Consider the following 25,022-nt stretch of genomic DNA (forward strand, 5'->3'; position numbering starts at 1 on the left):
TACTTCTATTTTGCAATATACATGCTCAGATCATAGCGACTAATGATTGGATGAATCACTATCCACGAGCTATGTTTAATGGACATTCGTCAATGGATATCTATCGTAAGGCCTTCTACCAAGAGATATCACAGCTCCATCAACCAATAATCAATTGGTCAGTATTATTTATTTGAGTCCAGTGGCTAACTTATTCTTGAAATTTAGGAAATATTTAAAATTTCTGGCAAATCATATCGTATGAAAGATTACACGGAACAACATGCAAAGCAGCATTTAAACCGGTGAAAAAGTACATTTTTAAACCGGTGATTTCTGACAATTTTAAATCGGTGTTGACATCTTATTTAATTCTGGGAAAGATAATTCTAGGCTTGAATGTAAGTGATTTATAATTCGTGTTCGTTCACTAATTAATTCTTCATATCGGGTGGCTAGAACCCTAAGCGGAACATAATCCGGATTACAATAACGTCTACCATTTAGATTATCTAATTGTGTAACACCTAATAGCGCCAATTTCATTGAGTCTTTTGTGTCCGTCTTATCACGTCTTAGAGTCGCCATTCTCATATTCGCTTCTAAGGGATTGAGTTCAATAAATTTAACGCTTTTTGTCCTCAAAAATCGAGCTAACTGTGCTGAATAGACTCCTGCGGTCTCAAAGATCACAATACTATCTTACTTGTTATTACCTCTCCAAGTTTCTTAAAACCAACTACATTGTGTTCAAAGCTAAAATTGCTTATTTCATATTCACTTGTGATTACTGTTGCTTTACTCTTTCCTCGACTAACATCTGTTCCAATAAAGTTCACCGAACCACCTTCATAATTTCAATTAAGGCTATATAACTCTCTTTGCTTATTTTCTTTAATACGATCTGTCCGACCATCATCCTAAATCAAGTTTTTTTAAGGAAGTTATATAATGGGCCAGTTTGACACCCGAATTCTCTGATTCATTCGTACTGTCGACCTCAACCTTAATTCTCAGTATATAAGAAAAGGTAGATAAAAGCATCATCATGCTTTTATCTACCTTCTACTTTAGGATGTTTGCCGAAGAGCCTTAATTATAGAATTGTTTATAATCCTTCACGAATAATCTTTTGTGGATCTAACCATGTGCCGTTATTAATAAATGAACTAGCCAAAGCATGGTTAAAGTTATGATCCCGAGTAATACCAATGTGGACATGTGAAGTATCACGAATACCAATCACATCACCCGTATTAATCTTTTGTCCCTCATGAACCAGGATATTATTCTTACTTGAAAATGCTTCTTGATAAACAACTAGGTACTCACCAGTATCGACAACAGCATACCAACTTAAGCCTGAACCATATCCAACAATTTTAACAGTTCCGCCATGAATAGCATGAACTTCTCTTCCCGGGTGATCAATTGAACCGAAATCCAAACCATCATGAAAACCGTTTAACCGAAATTCACCGCCAGCATGAACACCGAAGAGTTGACCACCACTAAAATATCCTTCACCATCTTGTGGGAATGGCCAATCCCAACCATCAGCCCATGAACCGTCTGAATTAAATGTATAAATTTTACCATTTATTTCTTGGGTACCTGTCATCATCCAAGCGTTTGTTGGATCAAAGTAATACCACTTACCGTTGATTCTTTGCCAACCGGTATCTGCCCAAGCATTTACCTCATTAAAGTGATACCAATAATTATTAATTTTTTGCCACCCTGTTAACGCATTGGCATTGATTGAATCCATATAATACCAAGCACCTGCTGGTGACTTAAACCAACCAGTTTTTGCATTAGCATTTACTGGATCGAAGTAGTACCAATATCCCGCTGCCGACTTGTACCATTCTGTATCTGCCCAAGCATTTGTTGGGTCAAAATGATACCAGTAGTTATCAATCTTTTGCCAATCTGTTAAGGCATTAGCATTGGTTGAATCCATATAATACCAAGCACCTGCTGGCGACTTAAACCAACCAGTTTTTGCATTAGCATTTACTGGATCGAAGTAGTACCAATATCCCGCTGCCGACTTGTACCATTCTGTATCTGCCCAAGCATTTGTTGGGTCAAAATGATACCAGTAGTTATCAATCTTTTGCCAATCTGTTAAGGCATTAGCATTGGTTGAATCCATATAATACCAAGCACCTGCTGGCGACTTAAACCAACCAGTTTTTGCATTAGCATTTACTGGATCGAAGTAGTACCAATATCCCGCTGCCGACTTGTACCATCCTGTATCTGCCCAAGCATTTGTTGGGTCAAAATGATACCAGTAGTTATCAATCTTTTGCCAATCTGTTAGAGCATTTGAATTTATTTGATCGAAATAATACAAATTATTATTTATAGTATTCCAACCTTTCAATGCATTTCCGGTTTCATTATCAAAATAATACCAAAAGCCAGCTTGAGACTTATACCAACCTGTTTGTGCAGTTCCATCTTCTTTAATATAATGCCAATTATCATTCACTTTTTGCCAACCAGTATTTTTTACATCTGATTGAGCAGAAATATCACTAGCCTGATTATTTAAATCAGCTGCATCGATATTATTAGAGCTTTGAGAACTAGCATTTACTTGATTAGTTGCATTCACTACAACCTTACTTTGAGCAAATGAGGTTTCAGTATTGATATTTTGATTTTGTTGGGTTGCAGCAGCTTGAGCACTTGCAACTGAGGCACTAGCAGAATTGCTATTTTCATTATTAGCAATAGTCAAAGTTGTACTTTGAGAAGCATTACTTTCTGCTGTGGTTTGAGTTTGCGTAGTTTGGATCTGATTATTAGTCGTATCAGCATGAACATGCTTTACTTGTGTTCCAGCAATAAAACCGATCGAAACGATCGCTGCTGTAATCCATTGCTTTCCTGACTTGTAAAGTTTAAATCTTTTCTTGCGACTATTCAAAACGTTGTAATCCTCCTAAAAGTGGGACGAAATCTATTTTTTAAATTAATTTTTAAACATAACACTTTGTCAAGTATAAAAGATAAAATTCATGCTCGCAACTTCTCAAGAAAATTGTTAGGTTTTTGTCATATATTAATTCTTACCGATAATATTTTTTGCTTGGCTCAAAATTTTAGCATGAAGGATAAACAGGCCAGATAAGTAAATTACTATTCCGACGGCAACTTCCAATACTAAATTAGCAATTGTCATTTGGATAGTATTACTGATTCGATTGACGATTATAAACATTACTAACCCGCTAACTACATATTTCCAAACTTCCCCAAACATCTTACGTCGGCTAATTGTCTTTCTAATCATTGCTAGCTGAGAAGCAGTAACCAAGAATTCTGAACCAACTGTTGCCAAGGTTGCCCCGTTAGCTCCCCAAAACGGAATTAGAACCAGATTAAACGCAATATTACTTACCGCACCAATAGTTACTGAAGTTGTAAATTCCTTAACTCGGTTAACCGGCATCAAGTATTGAGTACCAGTAACATTACTCCATGCAATTAAAACAATTACTGGTGACTCAAGAAACATAATTTGACCAGCCATTTGAAAACCACTCCCTAAAAACCACGGAGCAAATTGTTTTGAAATTGCCATCAACCCAAACATCATTGGAATCGAAATAGATGAAACAAATTCAAAAGAGGAATACAAACTATTTCGTACGCCTTCAATGTCACCCTTAGCATACTTATTAGCCACATGCGGTAACATTACTGTTCCAGTTGCGGTAACAATTGCTAAAACAAACTTAACAATCTTATCTGATTGTCCAAAATTCCCCAAAGCAGCCTGTGAATCCATATGTCCTAACATCAATCTGTTCAACACAAGATAGACCTGTGTGGTGATAGTTGGAATAAATAGTAATAATGATGGATAAAAATGCTTAAATGGATGCCAATCACTAATTTTAACCCAAACAATATTTTCCTTTAAATAAGGCCATAATGTTAAATTACCAACAACTTGGGCGCCACCTAAAATTAAAATATATTTTCCTAAATCAGCTGTTGACTTGATAAAAGTAAAAATCAAAATTACAGAGGCTAATTTAACTAGTGCATTTCGCACCACCGTAATTTTGAAGTTTTCCAACCCCATAAAATACCATGAAACATCTAGACCTGTTGCAATAATCCAGAGACCCTGCATAAGAAAATAATATTTAAAAGTCGTACTAAAAAGAAAAACAGCAGCTAAATATGCAATAAGGGATAAAGAAACGGTCAATAATTGTAACGCTTCAACTCCCCAAAAAGTTCGCGAACGTTCATATAAGTCATCACGATGGTAGGCCACTTCTCGATTACCATAAAGAGTAATTCCCATTTGCCCCATAAGGTAAAAGAAGGTTACCCATGCATTAGTGTATTCGTTAATCCCAACATCATGTGCACCTAAAACACGAGAAATATAAGGAACAGTGATCAATGGAATAATCATGTTCAAAATTTGATATCCCGCATTATACAAATAGTTCTTGATAACTTTCATTGCTAATTACTTAAACTCCTTATTTACGGCAACTAAGGCTGCGTGGAGAACTTGATCCATATTGTAGTAGCGATATTGACCAAGCCGTCCACCAAAGATAACATTATTAGCCTTTTCTGCAGCAAGTTGAGCATACTTCTTGTAAAGCTCATTATTCTGCTGATTATTAACCGGATAGTATGGTTCATCGCCACGATGCCAGTCTGCTGGATATTCTCGAGTAATAATCGTTTTATCTTTGTCGCCCTTACCAAATTCGAAGTGCTTATGCTCGATAATCCGCGTGTATGGCGTTTCAGCATCGGTATAGTTAATCACCGCGTTCCCTTGGTAATTACCAACGTTCTTTTCTTCAGTTTCAAAACGTAAACTCCGATATTGAAGTTCACCAAGTTGATAATCAAAGAATTGATCAATCATTCCAGTAAAAACAACCTTAGGATAATTAGCTAAATAATCATCCTTCTGATCGAAAAAGTCAACTCCAGTTTCAACATCAATCAATTCACTATCAAGCATCTTTTCAACAATTTGAGTATAACCACCAATTGGAATTCCTTGATAGAGATCATTAAAGTAGTTGTTGTCATATGTCAGACGAACAGGCAACCGCCGAATAATAAATGCTGGTAGTTCGGTAGCTTTTTGCCCCCATTGCTTCTCGGTATAACCCTTAATTAGCTTTTCGTAGATGTCCCGACCAATTAACGAAATAGCTTGTTCTTCAAGGTTCTTTGGTTCCTTACCAGCCATTTCTTGACGCTGTTCGTTAATCTTTGCCAGTGCTTCTGCCGGCGTACGAACACCCCACATCTCACTAAAGGTGTTCATATTAAATGGCAAATTATACATTTGCCCCTTGTAATTAGCAACAGGACTGTTTGTGTAACGGTTAAATTCAGCAAACTGATTAATGTAATTCCAGATCTCCTTATTAGAAGTGTGGAAAATATGAGCACCATATTGATGGACTTGGATACCGTCAACTTCCTTAGTGTAAATATTTCCTGCAATGTGATCACGTTTTTCAATTACCTTAACCTTTTCGCCACGCTTAGCTGCTTCGTAAGCAAAGGTAGCACCGAATAAGCCGGCACCAACTACAAGATAGTCATACTTTGTCATGGAACACTCATCCTTTCATATGTAACGTTATTTATTGATGAAAATTTTAGATAATGTTAAAATCAGTTTGTTTGCGTTTATTCAACTAGTAATAAACTTCCTGCAAATGCTATAATTATACTATTAAATACTTATCAAGTATAGTTGATTTGAACCTTTCAATATAGGAGAGATACTTATATGAAGAAATTTAGTCGTTTATTTTTGTCTGGAATATTAGTTACAATCTTAGGATTTGGGTTAGCTGGCTGTGGTTCACAAAAGAATTCTAAGGACACTGCATCATCTTCACATACCAAAACTGAAAAAGTTACTAAGAAAGCTACAAAAAAGACAAGTAAAAACAGTAAGCAAAATTCTACTAAGAAGACAAGCTCGACTAGCAGCAGTGCAAGCGTAACATCATCGTCGCAATCAAGTTCTTCAACTGCTAATAGTAATGTCAATAATAACAGTCAAAAACAATTAGGGCTTAACGATGTTGCTGTTTGGACCGATCAATATGGTGTTACTCACCATGTTGATAGTGACGGAATGGATCGTCAAACAATTGCAGGTAGCTCACAAACAAACTATCAGGATTGGTCAGGAAGCTTACCAAGTAATGCCCAAATTGTTAAACAGAATTAAACAAAACTAAAAATATAGCCAGATAGTAATTACAATTACCATCTGGCTATATTTTTTATTCAGTAATATTTTCTATTTTTTTAACTGCGCTCTTTATAAAGTCACCTTTTCGTAACTTTTTAGCGATCTCAATAGTATTCATCTTCATTTCAGAATATTGATTCTCAGTAATATTTTCTAAAATGTCATCAAGATTTTCGAGGCTGTTTACTGCAATTCCTAAATTATTTCTCAAAATGAAATCAGCAAGAGCGGCTTCTTTCCAAATAATTACTGGCTGTCCACTGCTTAAGTAAAGGGAAACCTTATGCGGATTATTATAGCGCATATAATTACCAAACTTCCCGCTACAAGTATCTAATTGATCGCCATCCCAAACTAGCCCGAAATTCTGAGTAAGTTTCTTTGGTAATTCATCTGGGCTCATTTGACCATGATAAGAAACGCCTTTTAAATAGTGTTCGCTTGGATATGAACCAAAGATTTCTAATTTTCCAGCTTGTAAACTTATTTTATCAAGAAACTTGGACTTTGCTAAGTTCCCAGCAAAGCATATTGTTCTATCATATTCAGAATTTTGGTTTATTTTTTGAGGATTGTTGTAATCAAAAATTCCCAATTCTACCATTGGAACAGTAACACCATTTTCCTGTAACCATCGTTTCATTTTATGATTATGAACTATTAAGCCATCAGTAGCGTTAAAAAGTGCTCGTTCACCATCCCAGTAGGTTTGGTCATTCTGAAAAAGGCGAAGCGATTCAACATCATGAATAATGAAAAATAACTTTTGGCTTTTTGAACGCATCTTTTTGATCATTCTTTTCATCACATAGCTTGAATAAGTTGGGTACTGAAAGAATAGTTCATCAAATTTTTCAACATTATTAAATAAATGGGGGATCACCCAGTATGCTGTCTTAATCTTATCTAACTTGGATTTGTTATTTAACTGCCGATGGATTACTTCAAAGCCAGATTGTGCTAAATAATAATCCACATCTTGTTTAGCTTTAGGGCCCGCATTATTACCATTCCCATAGTCAGCAACCGTAAAAACTACTTTTTTCATTTTAATTTACCCTTTATTTTTACTATAGAGTTTTATATATTCAACAACCATCTCAATAAAGTCCATATCAATGACCTTTTTACTCTCTTATTTTTTCTCTTTTACAATATAGACTGGTCGTTGTTTAGTTTGCATATAGATTTTACCAATATACTTACCAACAATTCCAATACACATCAATTGAAGGCCACCAAGTAAAAGCATGATGCAAACCATTGATGCCCAACCAAAGGCACTGCTGCTTGGTTCAACAAGTCTCCGAATGACTACAAAGATTAATCCCAAAACCGATAAGAAAGCTGATACTCCACCAATCCAAGTAGCAATCGATAACGGTGCTTCAGAAAAGTCAGTTATCCCATCAACCGCATACTTAAATAGCTTCCAGGTTGACCAATCAGTCGTTCCTGCAACCCGTTGAACATTCTTATACGGTAAATACTTAGTCTTAAAACCAACCCAGTTGAAGAGCCCCTTTGAGAAACGATTATATTCTTTTAAGGATAAAACCGCATTAACCATTTGGCGAGTCATCATTCGATAGTCTCGTGCTCCGTTAATAATCTTTGTATCAGAAATCTTGTTAATAACATCATAAAATTTATCACTAAGGAATGATTTAACCTTCGCCTCACCAGTACGATCTGTCCGTCGCATCCCAACACAATCGAATTCTCCTGTAGAGATATACTTATACATTATTGGTAAATATTCTGGCGGATCCTGCAGGTCAACATCCATTACAACAACATAATCTCCTGTCGTTGCTTCAAGTCCAGCATATAATCCAGCTTCCTTACCAAAATTTCTGGAAAAGGATATATAGTGAACCTTATCAGAATTTTGTTGGTGCAACTTTCGCAATTCATCTAGTGTTTTGTCATCTGAGCCATCATTAACAAACCAGTATTCAACCTCAACTGGCATCTTATTAACAACTTTTTCAACAGCAGGGTAAAATAATGGTATTGATTCCTGTTCATTGTAACAAGGAACCACGATTGATAATTTCAAGATATTTTCACCTTATTTAAAATATAAAGTCAGCGATAGATAGTACTAACATAGTATATTATTTACTATATGTTAAAAGATCATTGAACACTAATTATTATGATTGACAAAATAGTATAGTATTTAAGTTTATTTCAATTATATGATGTCCTTCATTTCCGCTTCAAATTCATATTTTATCTCATTAAAATTTCTTGAGTAATTAACTATATAATAGTTTTTATGCTCACTAATTAAATTAGTATTCTTACCAATTGGTAATTTCTCTTTTGTCTTCACAAAATAGAACAAAGGTTCATCGAGTATAATATCTTTAACTAAAAAGTAATTTGCCTCACTATCTTTTAAAGAATATACACCTTGATTAATAATTCTAAATTTTGAACTATCATACGGATCAATTTTTTTATTCAAAATTCGTGTTTTAAATCTATTTAAAAATAAAGCTCTAATTAAGAGAACGACAACAACTAGAGTATTTAATATTAATAAAATATAATTGGTGGTTTGAGCGTTTGATGTCACCCTTAAAGGATTATAATAAATATTATTATGACCGGATAATAATAATATTGTAAAGAAAACTATCCAAATATCATGAATTAAATACCATATTACATAAAGCAAACGAAACACCGCAGAAGCAGGATTATAACTAACAGTAATATTATTAGTATAATCATTAGATGGAAAAATATTAAAAAAATCTGTTTTATCAAACAAAAAAATAATAATAAAAACAACTAACAAAATAATAATAATTGTGCCTATAAACATATTGGTAGAATAAAATCTCATACCTATTTTTGATAAAGCAGTACCAAAATCAACATGATTCCATATTAAATAATTACGTTTTTGTTTACCAAACATTTGTAACAGCACAACATCAAAAATAAATAAAATGTTAATTATTGGTAAGCCTAGCTTTTTTTCAGCATATTTTTTAAGTGTTTTATAAAATTCTTCAGCCATTTTCTTTATCTACCTTTACCTAAATAGCACCCTCTAAATCATAAAAATACGAACATTTGGTATTCGCCTGATGATCAAGTAATACTTAATATCTGATTTATCAATTGATTATTATTTCACGCATGTCCTGTAATCTTCCGCAGAACAAACTTACCGCCCTTCTTGAACCAGTTAGTATGCTCCATGAAGACGTACTTTACTTCAACCGTCGAATATTCAGGGTGAACCTCAAGCCATACATCCAATAGTAGCTCGCTTAAAAAGCCGTAAACCCGTTGTTCATAGGTTGAATAATTTGAAATATCAATCCGGCTTTCCACTTCACCAAGAACGTCAAACATCCATGTGCAATACTCATCCAGCGGTTTGCGCTTCATAATAAACATATTAAACATGTGAGCCCATGTCCGCTTCATGACTTTTTCAAAGGCAGCTGCGTATTCAGGATAATTTTGGTGGATCACCTGACGCATTACCTCAAACGGCTCATGCTCATGAGCGTGAAGGTAGTGAGACTCATTTGTCTCGATATAGTAACGTCGTTTAGGTGGCAAGATAATATCATGATCCTTAAGCAAGTCAGCCACTTGTTCACTTGACAATACCTCATCCAGTAATTTTTGGTGGTTAAGACTTAGGTAACGACGATAGTGAACTAACCCCATTGCATCAACGTCTAAGTTCTTCCATCCCCAGTAAATCGCTGTTAATTCATTATAGTAAGGGTTCTTCGCTGAAATATTGTCCCCCGTATTATCACCCTGGAAAGTATGGTTAACATCAGGATGAATCTCTTTACCAACAAAGACTGGCAAATACAATGGGTCTTTGGGCATTGCATAATTTTTATGAGCAGCAACTAATACTTTTGTCTTCACAGTCGTTCTCCTTAATAAGCAGCGTTAGGCTTGATCATCACCTTAACAGTTTCAAACATAATCTTAAGGTCAAGCCATACTGAACGTTCATTAATGTAGGTCAAATCAAGTTCAACCATCTGATCAAAGCTTAAGGCGTTTCGCCCACCAACTTGCCACATCCCAGTAGCACCAGGCTTAACCATTAAGCGTTGGCGATCATAATCGGTATACTCTTTAACTTCGTATGGTAGCGGTGGCCGGGGCCCAACAATACTCATCGAACCCCCAACAACGTTCAATAATTGAGGCAGTTCATCCAAACTATACTTCCGAATAAACTTACCAACCTTGGTAATCCGAGGATCCTCCTTCATTTTGAACATTGCTCCTTCAACTTCATTCTGATCACGGAGCTTTTCTAACAGCTCATCAGCGTTAGTAACCATTGACCGGAACTTAAACATTTTGAAGGGCTTGCCATCTTTTCCGACCCGGGTCTGGGTATAAAAAACTGGTCCCGCAGGATCGTTAACCTTAATTGCTATTGCGATGATTAAAAAAACTGGACTAAGAATCACTACCGCTATTAATGAAGCAGTAAAATCAAAGATACGCTTGATGCAACGATACACATACTGATGATCCAATCGTTGCTGATCAACTTTTATAATTTTCATGATTATATCTCTTTTTCATACGTAAATTTATCCTATATATTTTACCAGCTAATCAGCCTTATTACTAGTTTACGCGGCCATTTTGCGGTAATAAGTCTTCTTTAATTTTTATGTATTAATAGATGGGTGTTTTAAAGAGCGATGATCTCTCGATTAAGTACTTTTTACGATGACTATACCATCCATAAATATTCTCAAATAATTAACAATAGCGAACCAGTAATAATCGCCTAATACTAGCTCGCTACCTTATAGCAATTCTATAACAAACATTAATTAACTAATGACCAATAATAAGCTTCAAATCAATTTAGTCCAAGTAGTAATTGAAAATGAAACGACCATTCCTAAAAGAAAACCAACCGCTAGTCCAAGAACTGTATATTTCTTACGAGAGGGTGATGTGATAGATTTAGCATCATTCTTGTCACTTTTTGATACTGACTTTACAGAACCAAAGGGTATTTTACTAGGAACTTCTTTTTCTGCGGCACGCACAACTGCATTTGTTAATTGAGCAGATGTTTTTGCAGATGGAGAATTAGTAGAGATTTCTATCATTGTAGTTGCGGGTATTACTTGTGCACTAGTCATGCCTGCAATATCTTCTACACTATACTTCTTTTGTAGTTTACTTGGTAGGTATTCTCTGGCTTCACTTATAACATCATCACTTTCAATGACTTCCTTGTATGTTTTAGTCAAACTCAAGTCAGCCTGAACTTCGTCATTAGCAGATTCACCAGTATAACTATGGTCAATAATTACATTTTGAGTAGTCTTATACGTAGTGCTTTGTTTATGTTGTGCATAAAAATAACCCAAGGCTCCAAAAATAACCGTGAAAGCAATAATTAATACACAGTTTTGAATAATGGTTTTATAAATATCTTTAGTTTTTAATTTATTACTCATTTATATAGCTCCCTTTTAATTGCATAATCGTCAACTGAAAATAAATATAATAAAAATGGATTATATATAAGTTGTATTACATGTGGTTCAAACATCAAACTTAACGATGTGATCAAAATAATGGCTGACAAGACATAAGTTTTTCTTACTGTCGAAATTAAAGCAATTAATGTTAAAAAAATAACTATAATAACAAATGCCATAATTCCCCATAATAAAAGCATTCGCAGATAAGACGAGTCTATGTAAAAGTATCCATGTGACATTTGTCCAATTCCATTTGCATACTTATGTCCGTAAACACCAGCGTATGAATATTCAGTAATTGATCTTCCAAATAGATTTGGTTTATAACGTTGAAAAGCAGTATAACCTAACTCAAGCCTTCCTGAGCTTAAATCATTTAATTTTCTTAAAGGATAATTGTCACTATTATAAAAATATGAACCAAAAACAACTATCCATGCAGTTATAGGAACTGCTAACCAAAAGAAAGATGCTATATGTCGTGCAATTCTTTTATTGCGATAAGCTCGCTGTGCGATAATCATAATCGGAATGATCAAAATTGTTGCCAGAAAATCCAACCTGGTATTTGTGAGTTTCATACCAATACAAGCAATTAAAAAGATCCCACAGTAATCCCAGAAATTTAAATGATTAAATCTCAAATAACAATAAGCTAGTGCCATAAAAAGGCCAAGAGCAGCAATGTTAGAAGGATACACCATTCCTAGTGAATACCTTGTAGGTCGGGACACTGAATAATATATTAAATTAGGAATAACTTTTAATAGTGAAAACGCTATTATTGATAGAAGAAAAACCGCATTAAAATACAAATACCATTTAACAATAAGCTTAAAATCAATATTTTTTGCTCCAAAAATAAATGGAAACAGGAATAAATAATCACTAATTTGTGCAATTCTCCATGTAATAACACCGGTTAAAAGAATTAGTACAAGAACTATAAGTTCTTTTCTACTCCACATATCAATAATAAATATCTTATACAATAATAGGGGAAGAGCAATATAGGATATTAATCTCAAAATATGAGAAATAGCATCAGTAGCAAAAGTTGTTTGCATTAAAAAATTAGGCAAAAAATAAATAGTAAATGCCAAAAAATATATTCTAATTCCCAAAGCAGAAGATTTATGAATATTAGCTTTTAATTCTTGCATAGTGCTAATAATAAGTTCTTTTTCCTTTCATAATATTGACTATTTAATCTAATTAAAATTCTCTGATATAGATTTCTAATTATACATAATATCTTACACATTTTACCAGCATTTTACTCGTCTGAAAAGCTTTCCTCTGAATCCTGACGATCTAGCCAAGCTTGCGTAGCATCTAAATCGAAGCCTTTCCGGTACATTGCTTGCTTAAACTTCATTTCTCGCTCATAACCTTGGTAGCGACGAGAACGGTGCCAGATCTTCTCTGCCTGGTGGTTCAGCAGCTCTTCTTGCTGGTCAAAATCTTCTTCTGGTTCAACCTGATCCTTAACTTGGTCATAAATCGTGCTAGCATATCCTTTTGTCATTAATCCCTGACGAACTTTTTGTTCTTGACGACGAATGGGTTGGGAACGATAGCGACGAAAAAGTTTTTTTGCTAATTTTGTGGCGTTTTCTAATTGACGTTCGAGAGTAAATTGAGCTAATGCATCATCAATATCATTTTCACCGATCTTCTTTAACCGGAGCTTCTGCCGAATATTTCCCGGCCCTTTAAGATCGGTATTCATCTCGGTGCGAACGTAGCTAGCGGCATATTCATGATCATCGAGAAGCTTTTGCGCACGGAGTTTTTGCAAAACTGGCTCAATAAATTCTTCTGGCGTTTCAAGATCGTGAAGCTTTTGAATTACGTCACTTTCCGTCCGCAACTGGTGAGATAAGTAGTCAAGCATCCGCGAATAGGCCCGAGCAATTTGATCAGCAGTTGTAATTTGGGCTTCGAGTTCCTGATCAATCTCCATCCCCTTCATCAACCGGAATTGAATCAACACACTCTCCGCTACCGGGAAAGCATACTTACCATCTAAGTAGACGTTGTACCTACCCTGTCTTTTTTGCGCTTCAATTTTAGTGATTTTTGCCATTTTAAAATTCCTTCTTTACAAATCCAATTCTCATTCGTTGTTAATAGGTGTAAGCAGTGGCCACTACTTATCAACCAAATTAAACCAAAGGAGAATTCATCATGAGCATGTCTCGAAAGTTCAAAGCAGCCAAAATTCAATTAACGTTAGTCGGAGAAAAGCATCCCAAGGGAGTGAAGCATGTCCTGAATAACGTTACTGAAAATGTCAGCGAAGATCAGTTCAACTTACTCGTCTCTGCCATGGAAGCCCTAACCACAGAACACGTTGCTGGTGCTGACGTGATCAGTACCCAATCACTTTCCCGTAACTAAAACTAGAAAGGAAGAATTAATCTATGAAAACTCTTAATTTAACCTTCAAAGGTAGTCTTGCCAAAAAGCACGTTCTGAAGTTGAGCTATGCTAACGACCAATTAGATGCCGAAACGGTCCGTCAGGCAATGATTAACTTAGCTAATACCCACCTATTCTTCAAGGACGGTGAAGAGTTGTACGTTACTCCAATTGCCGCGAAGTACGTTGATACAATTCCAACAGTCCTTTTCAATGACGAAAAGAAGGCTCCCGTAGCTGAATAGCAATATTCCATTTTAATAATCCTTACCTTAATAGCGAGGCTGGTTAATTCCAGTCTCGCTATTTTTTCACGATCAGCCTTTTAGCATCATCATGTTCAGTTTTAATTAACTGCCAGAAGTGCTCTTTTTCTTCGAGTTTCCCGTCGTGAGCTTCTTGAAGAGCTGCGTTAATTGCTGCTCCCATCATGATTAAGTAGCCAGAGAAGTCCAACCAAACCATCATTGCAATGAAGGCTCCAATGGTCTTATAACCAATCACACCATGACTGAAAAGAACGGTGTATAACCCGAACAACTTAGAGAGCCATAGCCAGAAGATTGAGACAAGAAAGGCCCCAATTGCTGCAAAACGAAGGCCAACCTTAGCATTGGGAACAAAGTAATACAGCATTGTCAAAGCAATAAAGATAACGGCAAAGGTAATCGGCCACTTCAAGCTACTGAACAGGAAGATGTACCGGCGATTGAAGTGCAGGAATGGTTGAAGCCATTTCAGGAATTGTTCACCGACCCCGTAAAGGAAGACAATCACGAAGATAATGATGACAACGACAATCATCCAGATGAACGAAATCACCCGATTGCTTACCGGATTTTGGTTTTCAGCAATTCCATACGCATGATTGACACTTCGTTGAAAAGCAGCGATTCCCTGACTAGTCGACCAGAGAGCAATCAAGGCCCCGGTGGTCAGGACGCCACCACTCCCCCGCTGTAAGAAGTCTAGAACTAACGGCCGGATAAAGCTGTAAACCGTTGCCGGGACTAACGTTTGCAGGTAGGTAAGAACGGTATTTGCATCCAAACCGATCATTGGTAACAAGTTCCCAATCACCAGCAATGCCGGAAAAATTGAAAGTAACGTATAGTACGCGAGTGTCGCTGCAGAACTAGATAGTTGGGCCAGGGTAAAATGCTTGACCAGCATCGCAATTAAATTCTTTAATTTTGCTTTATTTAGCTTCCCGATCATTGCCCAACTCCTCATCAGTAATACTCGTTCATTATACATTATTTTGAATTGCGTGCGAACTGTGGAAAAAATCGCCCGCATTTATTAGCTATTCAATATTTCATTATGAATCATCAACGCACGGGCCCAATCTTGCGGACTGGCGATTTCTCCAGCAAATTCTGCCCGGCGTTTTCGAATACTGAACGTAAAAATTTGAAGCGGGTTAATATAGCCCTCGATGTTCTTTGTATGCAACGGTATAAAGAACTCTCTCAATCGATTATTCTTGGCATGGGTAATCGGCATGACCATTACCAGCCCGGTGACCTTACTATAATTAGCAGAACTCATCACGATTGCTGGATGCCTCCCCTTAATTTCTTTACCAACAGAAGGCTCAAAATCAATCCAAATCAGATCCTGCTTTTGAGGAAGGTACTTATTAATGTAATAATTCGTCATCCCTTACCCCACCATCAATAAAGCCAGTATCATCACCATCATAAAGATGCTTTGCAATAAATTCACTATTCTTAAAAGGATTACTACGTTTAGGCATATACACTATCGCCCCACTTCGATCTTGGTATACCTCATATTCCTTGTACCGCTTCTTAATAGATTTAGGAACGGTAAGAACATCCGATGTTCCAACGCGCCTGATCTTAACTGTCATTTTAACGCCCTCCGTTAATATATATTCGATATATATTATATCTCACCTCTCAATGTCTTAGAAGAAATATTGCTTATTCCCACACCATTTAAAAACGAAAGAAATCAGAAAAGATCGGAAATTAACCGAAACTTTTCTGATTTTTCAGTGCAATTTAAAGATTATCGGTGCAAAATCGACTGATTTTGCACCGATAACTTGTTTGTTGCACCGATTTAATTTTTAATACTTCGAGATAACGACTCAGAAAGCGTGCTTGCCAAGAACTTGCTAGAGCCAGCATTACTACTGCAACATAGTCAAAACATGCTCGTCAGGGACTTGCTAGAGCTAACGCCCTTCTGGCTAGACGTGAACAAAGTCACGCCTTCGCCAGAAGTCATCGTTAGCCAACCGCAAGTCCTCTGCTGACTCGCACTCTCCTACTTAATCACATTCTTAACATGGTGCTTCTTAGCAGAGATTTGGTAGAAGATCAAAGCTACTGCAGCGAAGAAGACAGGACCAGCGATTGTCCAGAAAGCAGTCTCCCAATCCTTATCTAACATTGGTTGGATAAAGGTAAAGAGAATTCCGACAATCAAAATAATTTCAACGAAACAAACAATCGTATTAGTCAATGCCTTGTTCTTGAAAACAACAAATGGCCGTTCAATATCTGTCCGCTTCTTAAAGAATGGAAATGCACCAACTAAGAAGAGGTATGGGAAACAAGTGGAAACGTTGGCCATATCAGTCAAGATGGTGTAGAACCGTTGAGCGGCAGAACCACCAAAGGCAACCAAGAAGATAATAATGGAAACAACTGTAACCTGAAGCCACATTGCATTTGCAGGCATTCCCGCCTTATTAAGCTTAGTCAGCTTCTTTGGCCATAAATCAGGGTTAGAACCAAGAATAAAGGCCTTAATTGGTGAATACATCAGAACGAAAAGGGCTCCTAAGAATCCTAGTGCCTGTGAGAAGGCAACAATCCGCGTCATAGCAGCACCCCATTCGAGAGCAACTGCGTGAGAAAATCCTAAAGCAGTTCCTAATTTAACCCCTAAGATGTTAAAGAGGACATAGGTAGCGTTCCCCAGGTTAGTTGTCGACACTGCAAAGTCATGCTTGTAATTAGCAAACCAACCAGCCATCAAAATCATGATGACATAAGCACCAATCGTAAAGACTGAAGCAATGATCAGACCACGTGGGAATGTCTTTTCAGGGTTCTTCATTGAATCAGTAACAGATCCAAGTGATTCCATACCGCCATAAGCGAAGATTGCATAAACAACGAAAGAAATAATTGCAATTGGCGTCTGGAATTGTGGGTTAGGTGACATAATCAAGCTCTGAGCACCATCAAAATGTTGAGCCAAAACACCCTTGTTAATAATCAAAACAATAATAGCTGCAATCACATAAATGATATTAACAACAACGGTGAAGATCCCACCAAGTGAACCAACTTTGGCAATCGCAGTCATCCCCCGAGAACTAAAGTAGGTACAAGCAATCATTAAGATAATTCCAAGGACACCAATAACTTCAGTTGAAGTCATTCCCCAGAAATGCCACTGCTGAGTGGTATCCTTACCAAAAATCAATGCGGAAAAAGTAATCCAAATCCGTGATGCAGTAGAAACCATCCAAACAATCCAGGAAGCTAACCAAACGAAAGTCCCGATGAAGGCCATTCGTTCACCGATTGAACCGGCAAGCCAGGAGTAAATTCCCCCTTTAGCATCCTTAAATGCAGAACCATATTCTGCCATCATTAAGCCACACGGGAAGAAGAAACAAATCCCCGCAAGCGCATACCAGATAATACTGCCATAGCCCATTTGCAAGTAGGCGTTTGATACGTTACCAAAACCAAAGATCGCAGTAATGATCATCGTCACTAGGCCAAAGGTAGTAATCATTTTTTTATTACTACTCTGCTCATCCACAATAAAAAACCTCCATAATATAATGCAAAGATTCTTAAATAAAAATAAGAAATTATTTAATATTTTAAGTATAGTCCTCTTTATTAAAAATAAAAGTATTTTTCAAAAAATCTTATTGTTTTCTAATTTTATTTATGCATATTTGCCGACTTATTCACGCATAAAATACATTATAAATAGTTATTTTCATCATTTTATGTATATTTATGAATATAATCATTAGCGATTATGAACGCTTTATTTGAATAAATCTTAGTAAAGTTCTTCCCTCAGCTTCTCATAAATCATAAAATGGCAGATCACTAATTTTTATTTAGTAGATCTGCCATTTTATTTATGCATTATTATGTTTTATTTATTTAATTTTAGTGGTTGCTTTATTTTCTTATGAGTGATGGACTGCAAAGCCACCGGAAGTTTTTAACGGACTCGCACTCTAATCTATTCAAAATGACTAGCCACGTCTTTAGCAATTTCACTGTAATGCTTCAAGTACTTGGCGTAGTTGTCGTCATAGATGTACTTGGCATCGGCTTCGGGGTTTTGGGAAGTTAAGATCTTTGGCCCCTTATCGGTAACGACAAGAGTATGTTCATATTGGCAAGACCAACCACCATCAGCAGTTTTAGCAAGCCAGCCGCTTGGATCACTAGTATCGGCTTCCCAGGTTCCGGTATTAATCATTGGCTCAACGGTAATTGTCATCCCGTTCTTTAAGCGGAGGCCTTGGCCGTGTTCGCCATAGTGAGGAACCATTGGATCTTCATGCATTGTTGGTTGAATCCCATGGCCAACAAATTCACGAACATCCCCATAACCATTTTCATCTTCAGTATAGTGTTGGATAACGGCACCAATATCACCAATCCGGTTACCGGCAACGCATTGATCAATTCCCATGAATAATGACTTCTTGGTAACATCCATCAACTTTTGAATTTCAGGCTTAACATTACCAATCCCATAACTCCAGCAGGAATCACTAAAGAAGCCATCAACACTAACAACGGTATCAATCTTAGCTAAATCGCCATCTTTAAAGATGAGTTTCTTCCGCGGGAAACCGTGACAAATTTCGTCATTAACACTGACACAGGTTGCGTATTTGTACCCTTCGAAGCCAATTTGTTCAGCCTTAGCGCCGGCAGCCTTAAAGTACTTCCGGGCAAAGTCTTCAACTTCCCAACTTGAAATTCCTGGCTTAATAAATTGCCGGATTCCAATGTGCATACTTGCAAGGGCAGCACCGGCCTTTTCCATCGCTTCAATTTCGCGTGGTGATTTTAATGTAATCATTAAATTGTCCCCTTCATTATTTTATACGTAAACTAGTATAACACTTGTCACCAAAGAAGTAGCAAAGCATGCTATACTATGAAACGTAATTTATTTTAAACGGGGGAATAAAAATGGCTAAAGCACTTGTTGTTTATGCTACCATCACCGGTAATAACGAAGACGTTGCTGATATTATTACCGAATCATTTGAAGATCAAGGCGTTGAAGTTGACGAAACTGAAATCACAATGGCTGATGTGGAAGACTTTAAGGATGTCGACATTTGTGTCGTTTGTCCTTATACCTATGATGAAGGTGCTCTTCCAGATGAGGGATTAGATTTCTATGATGACCTTCAAGAAGCCGATTTAACGGGAAAAGTTTACGGAGTTGCCGGTTCAGGCGATACTTTCTACGCTGACGATTATTGTAAAGCAGTCGACCTCTTTGGCGAAGCGTTTGAAAAAGCCCATGCGACTAAGGGTGCTGACAATGTTCACATCAACTTATCACCAGATGAAGATGATATTAAAACCCTTGATAGCTTTGTCGCAAAATTAATTGAAAAGGCGGCTAAGTAATGATTAAACAACTCTGGAGTAAGTATAAGTCCATTATTGCCTACCTGTTCTGGGGTGTTGTCACTACTGTTGTTAACTTAGCGGTCTTTCAAATTTTAAGTCCCGGTCTTCACTGGAACGTTGAAGTAGCAACCGTAATTGCATGGTTTGCCTCTGTGCTGGTAGCCTACTTCACGAATAAAGTGTGGGTCTTTGGCTCCCATTACACGACCGTTAGTGACTTTTTAGTTGAAATTCTTCGCTTCTTTTTCTACCGTGGACTGACCCTGGTAATTGATATGGTAATTACCTATGTTGGAATTCAAGTTCTCAAGTTCGATACCCCATTACAACAATTTATTGTTAAGTTTATTGATAACGTTATTGTGGTAATCGCAAATTATATTTTCTCGAAGTGGTTAATCTTTAAGGATAATCGTGGGATTGAAGATAAGTAAATATTAGCAGGCTGAATCAGGGATTGATGCAGGCTGCTATTTTTTCTTCGTTGCTTTTCATGCAAAAACGCCTAAATGCCGTCTTATATATTTAGGAGGATTGAAAGCCTCAACTCTAATAATGATGGTGGCAAATGGATTATCGTGAATCATATCTAAAGCAACTTGAGGAAAAATGGGAGCATTTGACAATTACGAATGACATTATGTTTGGGATGGTGATGGAAAATGAACAAATCTGTTTAGAACTTATTCAACGTTCCCTACCAGAACTAAACATTAAAGCAATTTCGCGAATTACTCCCAGAAACAAATTACCGGTCCAATCAGTGCACGAACAGTCCGGTTTGATGTTTTTGTCCGTGATGAAGAGCAGCGAACTTTCGTGGTTGAAATGCAAGTTGCGGATAAGCACAATCTTCCCTTTCGGCTTCGTTATTACCAACAGCAAATTGATTTCGATATTTTAAACGTTGGCGATGATTACACAAAATTAGCACAGTATCCAACCTACATAATTATGTTCTGCGATTTTGATTATTTTGGTCGCGGCTGGAGTAAATATCAGTTTGAAAATCGCTGTATTAATGATCCAAAGCTTAAGCTAGGTGATCAACGGCAAATTACGATCTTCAATGCCAAAGCTAGCCAGTTTCATGGTAATATGAAGCTAAAGGGATTCCTCAAATTAATGGGAAACCAAATTGACACAAGTGATCAGCTTGTCAAACAAGTACGGACTGAAATGAAACGGATTCGTGAAGACCCGATAAGGAGGCATGGCTTTATGAAATATGAACTTGACCTAATGGATGCACGAAGAGAAGGTAAAGAGGAAGCTCAAAAGGAAGCACAAGTCAAAGCAGTTACGATGCTAAAAGATTTGGGTTTAGAGCAAGAAAAGATTATTTCAGAATTAGCTAAAACATATAACATGAGTCATGATGAAGCCTTAAAGTTAATTCAGAAAGTTAGATAGTTATGACATAAGTACTTTTATCAAGTTCAAATACGAACAGCGCGGTATGCAAATAGGGTTCCAGTGTCCGGTATAACCGAACTCTGGAACCCTATTTGCGCTCCCTTACTTCTTACTAAGGTAATTTTCAATAATATCAAGGATCCGTTCACTAGCATGACCATCACCAAACGGGTTTTCTGCCTGATCCATTTTTTTATAGGCTTTATGATCGTTCAAAAGTGTAAAGACAGCCTGTTGAATACTTGTTGGATCAGTACCAACAACTTTAACGGCACCAACATCGACGGCTTCCTGTCGTTCTGTTTTTTCTCGCAGAAGCAAAACCGGTTTATGAATAGCTGGCGCTTCCTCTTGAATCCCACCAGAATCAGTCACAATAAAGTCACACCGTGCAGCAAGATTTAAGAAATCGCCATGATTAAGCGGCTGAATTAAATGAATCCGCTCTTTATTCCCCAGTACTTCATCAGCAAGACTCATTACCTCGCTATTGGGGTAAACCGGATAAATTAAGTCAACATCCTCATTGGTCTCCACAATATCTCTCATTGTATGAAAGACCCGTTTCATTGGCGCACCAATACTTTCAACCCGTTGCATCGTTAAAATAATAATGCGGTGATCATCGGGAATATGTTCAAGGAGGTCACTCTGAAAATTAGTTGTTAATCGCTCCTTAACGGAATCAATTACCGGGTTACCGGTCACATAAATTTGTTGAGCAGAGTGGTGTTCACTTAACAAATTATCCCGAGCCCGAGTTGTTGGGGCAAAGTAAAGGTCAGCTAAATTATCTGTAATCCGCCGGTGCATTTCGTCTGGAAATGGTAGGTACTTGTCATAAGTACGCAATCCCGCCTCAACGTGTCCTAACGGAAGATGGTTGTAAAAGCTTACTAGACTAGCAGCTAAACTAGTAACTGCATCCCCCACTACTAAAAGCATATCCGGTTGGCCAGCGTTAATAACGTTATCAAGGTTATGGATTAGCTGGCTTAACTGTTCAGCATAATCAGTATTCTTTAGGCCAGAAAGATCTAAGTCAAAATCTGCCGTTAAATTCAAGAACTCCATCGTTTGTTGAAGGAGCGGGCGTCGCTGTTGGGCAGCAATGACAATTGATGGTTTCCAAGTACTTGGATCCCGTTTCATTTGCTCGATAATTGGTGCAAGCTTAATTGCTTCAGCACGCGTCCCAAATAAAAGCATAATTTTGAATGGCTTCTGCACAGTGACAACTCCTTTGCGAAAATACTATTTTAATTGTACAACATTTAATAATATCTGGGAAAATTTACTCCGGATAAACTTTATTTCCCGGGAAATAGTAGATCCAATTTCTCATGGTTAATCATTTTTACTTTCTTGCCACATATATATATTTTCGTAAGAGATACTGAACGCCTACCAATATAGTTAAAACTGACGATGCATAGCGTCCTGACATTCCCTGATGAACCAGAATCACGCTAACAATAACGGCTAAAACAAATACTCCGTAAAACAATTTAGCAAAAATTGATAATTTTTCGTCAGGCCGTTTACCACTCCGATAAAATGTGCGTCGGTTGATCCCAAGAAAAAAAGGTGTTACTAGTTCTTCATAAATCATGGCAAGAAGAAAGATTGCTACCATGCCATACCAAGCAATACTGCCTCCTTTTGTTGAATCATCAAGAAAATAACTAAGCCCAAACATTACCCAAATAAAGCCATAAGAGACACTAAACGAATTCATTGCTCTCCCTTGTTCTAAATAGTCCTTCAACTTTTGGTCCTCCCTTAATAGAGAATCAAGTGAAATTTGATAAACATTGCTAATTTTTACAAGCATATTCAAATCAGGATATGTTTTATCATGCTCCCAATTAGACACTGCTTGTCGAGTAACGAAATACTTTTCAGCTACCTCCGCTTGTGTCAAATCTAGCTCCTGTCGTCGTTCTTTAATTTGTTCGCCAAATTTCATTGGTCTCTCCTTATTTTTGGGTTAAGTATATCGAATAACAATAGACAGTACTAGCAATGATTCATTGCACCACTAAAAATAGTACAAAAAATAGGCAAGAAAACACATTGTTAAAACGTCTTTTCTTACCTCTAATTATCTACCGTTAGCTTCCAAACTTACTAAGTCTAATCGCGGGAATTAACCTTAGCCTTCGAGTCTAACTACGAACGACTCTGATGATTTCATCATCATTCGTCATTCTAGGTTAGCCAACCAGGCTCTTAAATAGGTTAATTCCCAGCTCCAACCAAATGGTCCCATCCGGAATCGAACCGGAATCGGCCGCTTAGGAGGCGGATGTACTATCCAGTTATACTATAGGACCAGACAAAGAGTATTATCGCATTTACGAACAAACTCGTAAAGCTAATTTTACTCTTTTTCATTAATTATTCAAAACACTGCCTTAATCACATCCCACTCTTACGGCGGTGCTTGAGACGAATCCCCTTATTTTTCCGATTTTTCTTATGAGGATTCTTTTTCGGCTTTGTCAGTTTACCAAGGGTGTGATGAACAGTCTTTTCGACACTTGCATTGTCATTCCACTGTTCTTTTTGCAATTGCCGACTGTTTTGCCGCCGAACTGAAACTGACTTTTGACCCTTTTGTGGTTTTTGATCCGTAATTTGGTCATTATCAATGTAAAGATGCTCCAAATGATAATCAGTTGGGGCAAGGAGCTTTTTCAAATCACGGATATCGTGATCATCACCTAAGTTAATTACCAGTCCTGGTTCACCTTGACGGCCTGTCCGCCCAACACGGTGGATATAAGTATTCGTTTCTGTTGGCAAATCAAAGTTAATAACAGCAGGAAGCTTAGGAATATCAATCCCCCGCGCAGCAACATCTGTTGTCAGTAATAACTTAATCTGGCGTTTCCGAAACATCCGCATCGCCTTTTCACGTTGCGTTTGCTTCTGTCGGCCACCCAAAGTTCCAATTGTCATATGTTCGTGACGAAGACGACTAGCGGCATAATGAAGTGTCCGGGTACTATTAAAGAATACCAAGCCACGAAAATCTTTGATACTGGTCAGCCGACGAAGGACAGCAGTCTTTTGCGCATTCGTTCGCGCATCAATATACCCGTGACGAACATTTCCCCGAGTATGGTCACTATCAGTAACATCAAGGGTTAAAATATCCCGTCCGAACATCACTGAAAGTTGCTTAAACACTGGCGATTTAGTAGCAGAAAAGAACGCTAACTGAGCGCTTAATGGCGTAGCACGCTCAATATCTTCAACAACAGCCAAAGTATCGTCACGCAGTAAGTCATCTGCCTCATCAATCACCATCGTCTGAAGATGACCAAGCTTGAGGTTCCGGTTATCCAGCATATGGAGAACTCGCCCCGGCGTACCAACAACGACATCCGGATGTTTACGAAGCTTCATTACCTGTCGGCGAAGGTTAGCACCACCTGTTAAGGCAAGGACTTTAACGCCAATAATATTAGCCCATTCACGCATTACCCGGGTCGTCTGGATCGCTAATTCTTGTGATGGCGCGAGAACTAATAGCTGGGTGCCAGCCCCGGGCATAATTTTCGGAAGAAGAGGCAAAGTAAATGCCAGTGTTTTCCCTGAACCAGTAGGCGCGATACCGAGGATTGACTTGTCTTCAGCTAATGGTTTAGCAACTGCCTCTTGGATTTCAGTCGGTTGTTTAAATTGCTGATTAAATTTTTCTTGAAATTGTTCGATCAAATGTTA

Annotated in this window: 25 protein-coding genes, 1 tRNA gene and 3 pseudogenes; 7 read left to right on the top strand and 22 right to left on the bottom strand. The window is 37.3% G+C overall.

Going from position 1 to position 25,022, the window contains the following annotated elements; translation table 11 throughout:
* Positions 1 to 23: 23 nt before the first annotated feature.
* A pseudogene (locus N4627_RS09215) lies at positions 24 to 176 on the top strand (IS30 family transposase); the annotation flags it as partial.
* A gap of 148 nt (positions 177 to 324) precedes the next feature.
* Here N4627_RS09215 and N4627_RS09240 read toward each other — a convergent pair.
* The 5 genes and pseudogenes from N4627_RS09240 to glf all read right to left on the bottom strand — a co-directional run bounded on the left by N4627_RS09240 (position 325) and on the right by glf (position 5,605).
* Complete coding sequence (locus tag N4627_RS09240; protein ID WP_390893932.1) at positions 325 to 672, bottom strand: IS110 family transposase; 348 nt, start codon at positions 670 to 672, stop codon at positions 325 to 327.
* 415 nt (positions 673 to 1,087) lie between these two features.
* Positions 1,088 to 1,756 (bottom strand): annotated as a pseudogene (locus N4627_RS09255) (peptidoglycan DD-metalloendopeptidase family protein); the annotation flags it as partial.
* Positions 1,757 to 1,873: 117 nt separating this feature from the next.
* Positions 1,874 to 2,923 (bottom strand): annotated as a pseudogene (locus N4627_RS09260) (KxYKxGKxW signal peptide domain-containing protein); the annotation flags it as partial.
* A 135-nt stretch (positions 2,924 to 3,058) separates the two neighbouring features.
* Positions 3,059 to 4,480 carry a flippase gene (locus N4627_RS07030; protein ID WP_260964442.1) on the bottom strand — a complete coding sequence of 474 codons (1,422 nt, stop codon included), beginning with the start codon at positions 4,478 to 4,480 and terminating at the stop codon, positions 3,059 to 3,061.
* Between the two features lie 6 nt (positions 4,481 to 4,486).
* Positions 4,487 to 5,605: a UDP-galactopyranose mutase gene (glf, locus tag N4627_RS07035; protein ID WP_098045298.1), complete on the bottom strand. Its 1,119-nt coding sequence runs from the start codon at positions 5,603 to 5,605 to the stop codon at positions 4,487 to 4,489.
* Between the two features lie 180 nt (positions 5,606 to 5,785).
* Here glf and N4627_RS07040 point away from each other — a divergent pair, with 180 nt between their 5' ends.
* Positions 5,786 to 6,235, top strand: coding sequence for a hypothetical protein (locus N4627_RS07040; protein ID WP_098045299.1), 450 nt, complete (start codon positions 5,786 to 5,788; stop codon positions 6,233 to 6,235).
* Positions 6,236 to 6,290: 55 nt separating this feature from the next.
* Here the strand turns inward: N4627_RS07040 and N4627_RS07045 are convergent, their stop codons facing one another.
* From N4627_RS07045 to recX, 8 genes are all read right to left on the bottom strand, one after another.
* Positions 6,291 to 7,307: a galactofuranosyltransferase gene (locus N4627_RS07045; protein WP_260964447.1), complete on the bottom strand. Its 1,017-nt coding sequence runs from the start codon at positions 7,305 to 7,307 to the stop codon at positions 6,291 to 6,293.
* Positions 7,308 to 7,394: 87 nt separating this feature from the next.
* Positions 7,395 to 8,324: a glycosyltransferase family 2 protein gene (locus N4627_RS07050; protein ID WP_260965087.1), complete on the bottom strand. Its 930-nt coding sequence runs from the start codon at positions 8,322 to 8,324 to the stop codon at positions 7,395 to 7,397.
* A 135-nt stretch (positions 8,325 to 8,459) separates the two neighbouring features.
* Positions 8,460 to 9,296, bottom strand: coding sequence for a hypothetical protein (locus tag N4627_RS07055; protein ID WP_260964449.1), 837 nt, complete (start codon positions 9,294 to 9,296; stop codon positions 8,460 to 8,462).
* A 116-nt stretch (positions 9,297 to 9,412) separates the two neighbouring features.
* Positions 9,413 to 10,174 (bottom strand): DUF4422 domain-containing protein, encoded by a 762-nt coding sequence (locus tag N4627_RS07060; protein WP_240411599.1) that lies wholly within the window; start codon positions 10,172 to 10,174, stop codon positions 9,413 to 9,415.
* Positions 10,175 to 10,185: 11 nt separating this feature from the next.
* Positions 10,186 to 10,833: a sugar transferase gene (locus N4627_RS07065; RefSeq protein ID WP_390893933.1), complete on the bottom strand. Its 648-nt coding sequence runs from the start codon at positions 10,831 to 10,833 to the stop codon at positions 10,186 to 10,188.
* 300 nt (positions 10,834 to 11,133) lie between these two features.
* Entirely contained in the window at positions 11,134 to 11,748 is a 615-nt protein-coding gene (locus N4627_RS07070) for a YveK family protein (protein WP_260964452.1), read from the bottom strand.
* Positions 11,745 to 12,938, bottom strand: coding sequence for a polymerase (locus N4627_RS07075; RefSeq protein WP_260964454.1), 1,194 nt, complete (start codon positions 12,936 to 12,938; stop codon positions 11,745 to 11,747). The genes N4627_RS07070 and N4627_RS07075 overlap by 4 nt, the downstream gene beginning before the upstream one ends.
* Positions 12,939 to 13,051: 113 nt before the next feature.
* On the bottom strand, positions 13,052 to 13,864 hold the full coding sequence (gene recX / locus N4627_RS07080) for a recombination regulator RecX (RefSeq protein WP_260964455.1): 813 nt from the start codon (positions 13,862 to 13,864) through the stop codon (positions 13,052 to 13,054).
* 101 nt (positions 13,865 to 13,965) lie between these two features.
* Here recX and N4627_RS07085 point away from each other — a divergent pair, with 101 nt between their 5' ends.
* Together N4627_RS07085 and N4627_RS07090 are read left to right on the top strand one after the other, a co-directional pair.
* Entirely contained in the window at positions 13,966 to 14,178 is a 213-nt protein-coding gene (locus N4627_RS07085) for a hypothetical protein (RefSeq protein ID WP_191337186.1), read from the top strand.
* Between the two features lie 23 nt (positions 14,179 to 14,201).
* On the top strand, positions 14,202 to 14,444 hold the full coding sequence (locus N4627_RS07090; protein WP_191337185.1) for a DUF2922 domain-containing protein: 243 nt from the start codon (positions 14,202 to 14,204) through the stop codon (positions 14,442 to 14,444).
* A gap of 58 nt (positions 14,445 to 14,502) precedes the next feature.
* Here N4627_RS07090 and N4627_RS07095 read toward each other — a convergent pair whose 3' ends face one another.
* From N4627_RS07095 to map, 5 genes are all read right to left on the bottom strand, one after another.
* Positions 14,503 to 15,432 (bottom strand): YihY/virulence factor BrkB family protein, encoded by a 930-nt coding sequence (locus tag N4627_RS07095; RefSeq protein WP_260964461.1) that lies wholly within the window; start codon positions 15,430 to 15,432, stop codon positions 14,503 to 14,505.
* Positions 15,433 to 15,501: 69 nt separating this feature from the next.
* Complete coding sequence (locus N4627_RS07100; RefSeq protein WP_098045309.1) at positions 15,502 to 15,861, bottom strand: type II toxin-antitoxin system PemK/MazF family toxin; 360 nt, start codon at positions 15,859 to 15,861, stop codon at positions 15,502 to 15,504.
* Positions 15,842 to 16,075: an antitoxin of toxin-antitoxin stability system gene (locus tag N4627_RS07105; protein WP_098045310.1), complete on the bottom strand. Its 234-nt coding sequence runs from the start codon at positions 16,073 to 16,075 to the stop codon at positions 15,842 to 15,844. Before N4627_RS07105 ends, N4627_RS07100 begins: the two co-directional genes overlap by 20 nt.
* Positions 16,076 to 16,497: 422 nt before the next feature.
* On the bottom strand, positions 16,498 to 18,012 hold the full coding sequence (gene yjeM / locus N4627_RS07110) for a glutamate/gamma-aminobutyrate family transporter YjeM (protein ID WP_098045311.1): 1,515 nt from the start codon (positions 18,010 to 18,012) through the stop codon (positions 16,498 to 16,500).
* A 441-nt stretch (positions 18,013 to 18,453) separates the two neighbouring features.
* Positions 18,454 to 19,308 carry a type I methionyl aminopeptidase gene (gene map, locus N4627_RS07115; protein WP_003716745.1) on the bottom strand — a complete coding sequence of 285 codons (855 nt, stop codon included), beginning with the start codon at positions 19,306 to 19,308 and terminating at the stop codon, positions 18,454 to 18,456.
* Positions 19,309 to 19,421: 113 nt separating this feature from the next.
* Between map and N4627_RS07120 the strand changes: the two genes are divergently transcribed.
* The 3 genes from N4627_RS07120 to N4627_RS07130 all read left to right on the top strand — a co-directional run bounded on the left by N4627_RS07120 (position 19,422) and on the right by N4627_RS07130 (position 21,287).
* Positions 19,422 to 19,871, top strand: coding sequence for a flavodoxin (locus N4627_RS07120; RefSeq protein ID WP_003716744.1), 450 nt, complete (start codon positions 19,422 to 19,424; stop codon positions 19,869 to 19,871).
* Positions 19,871 to 20,308 carry a GtrA family protein gene (locus N4627_RS07125; RefSeq protein ID WP_003716743.1) on the top strand — a complete coding sequence of 146 codons (438 nt, stop codon included), beginning with the start codon at positions 19,871 to 19,873 and terminating at the stop codon, positions 20,306 to 20,308. The genes N4627_RS07120 and N4627_RS07125 overlap by 1 nt, the downstream gene beginning before the upstream one ends.
* A 385-nt stretch (positions 20,309 to 20,693) precedes the next feature.
* The gene (locus tag N4627_RS07130) at positions 20,694 to 21,287 is read left to right on the top strand and encodes an Rpn family recombination-promoting nuclease/putative transposase (RefSeq protein WP_003716742.1); all 594 of its coding nucleotides are present in this window, start codon (positions 20,694 to 20,696) and stop codon (positions 21,285 to 21,287) included.
* Positions 21,288 to 21,392: 105 nt separating this feature from the next.
* Here N4627_RS07130 and wecB read toward each other — a convergent pair whose 3' ends face one another.
* The 4 genes from wecB to N4627_RS07150 form a co-directional block, all read right to left on the bottom strand.
* The gene (gene wecB / locus N4627_RS07135) at positions 21,393 to 22,520 is read right to left on the bottom strand and encodes a non-hydrolyzing UDP-N-acetylglucosamine 2-epimerase (RefSeq protein ID WP_003716741.1); all 1,128 of its coding nucleotides are present in this window, start codon (positions 22,518 to 22,520) and stop codon (positions 21,393 to 21,395) included.
* 127 nt (positions 22,521 to 22,647) lie between these two features.
* Positions 22,648 to 23,259, bottom strand: coding sequence for a helix-turn-helix domain-containing protein (locus N4627_RS07140; protein ID WP_003716740.1), 612 nt, complete (start codon positions 23,257 to 23,259; stop codon positions 22,648 to 22,650).
* Between the two features lie 294 nt (positions 23,260 to 23,553).
* Positions 23,554 to 23,626 (bottom strand) — tRNA-Arg (locus tag N4627_RS07145).
* Between the two features lie 85 nt (positions 23,627 to 23,711).
* A complete protein-coding gene (locus N4627_RS07150) occupies positions 23,712 to 25,016 on the bottom strand; it encodes a DEAD/DEAH box helicase (RefSeq protein ID WP_260964464.1) in 1,305 nt (434 codons plus the stop codon).
* Positions 25,017 to 25,022 lie beyond the last annotated feature (6 nt).

The organism is Limosilactobacillus vaginalis (assembly GCF_025311515.1).
Taxonomy (GTDB): Bacteria; Bacillota; Bacilli; order Lactobacillales; family Lactobacillaceae; genus Limosilactobacillus; species Limosilactobacillus vaginalis.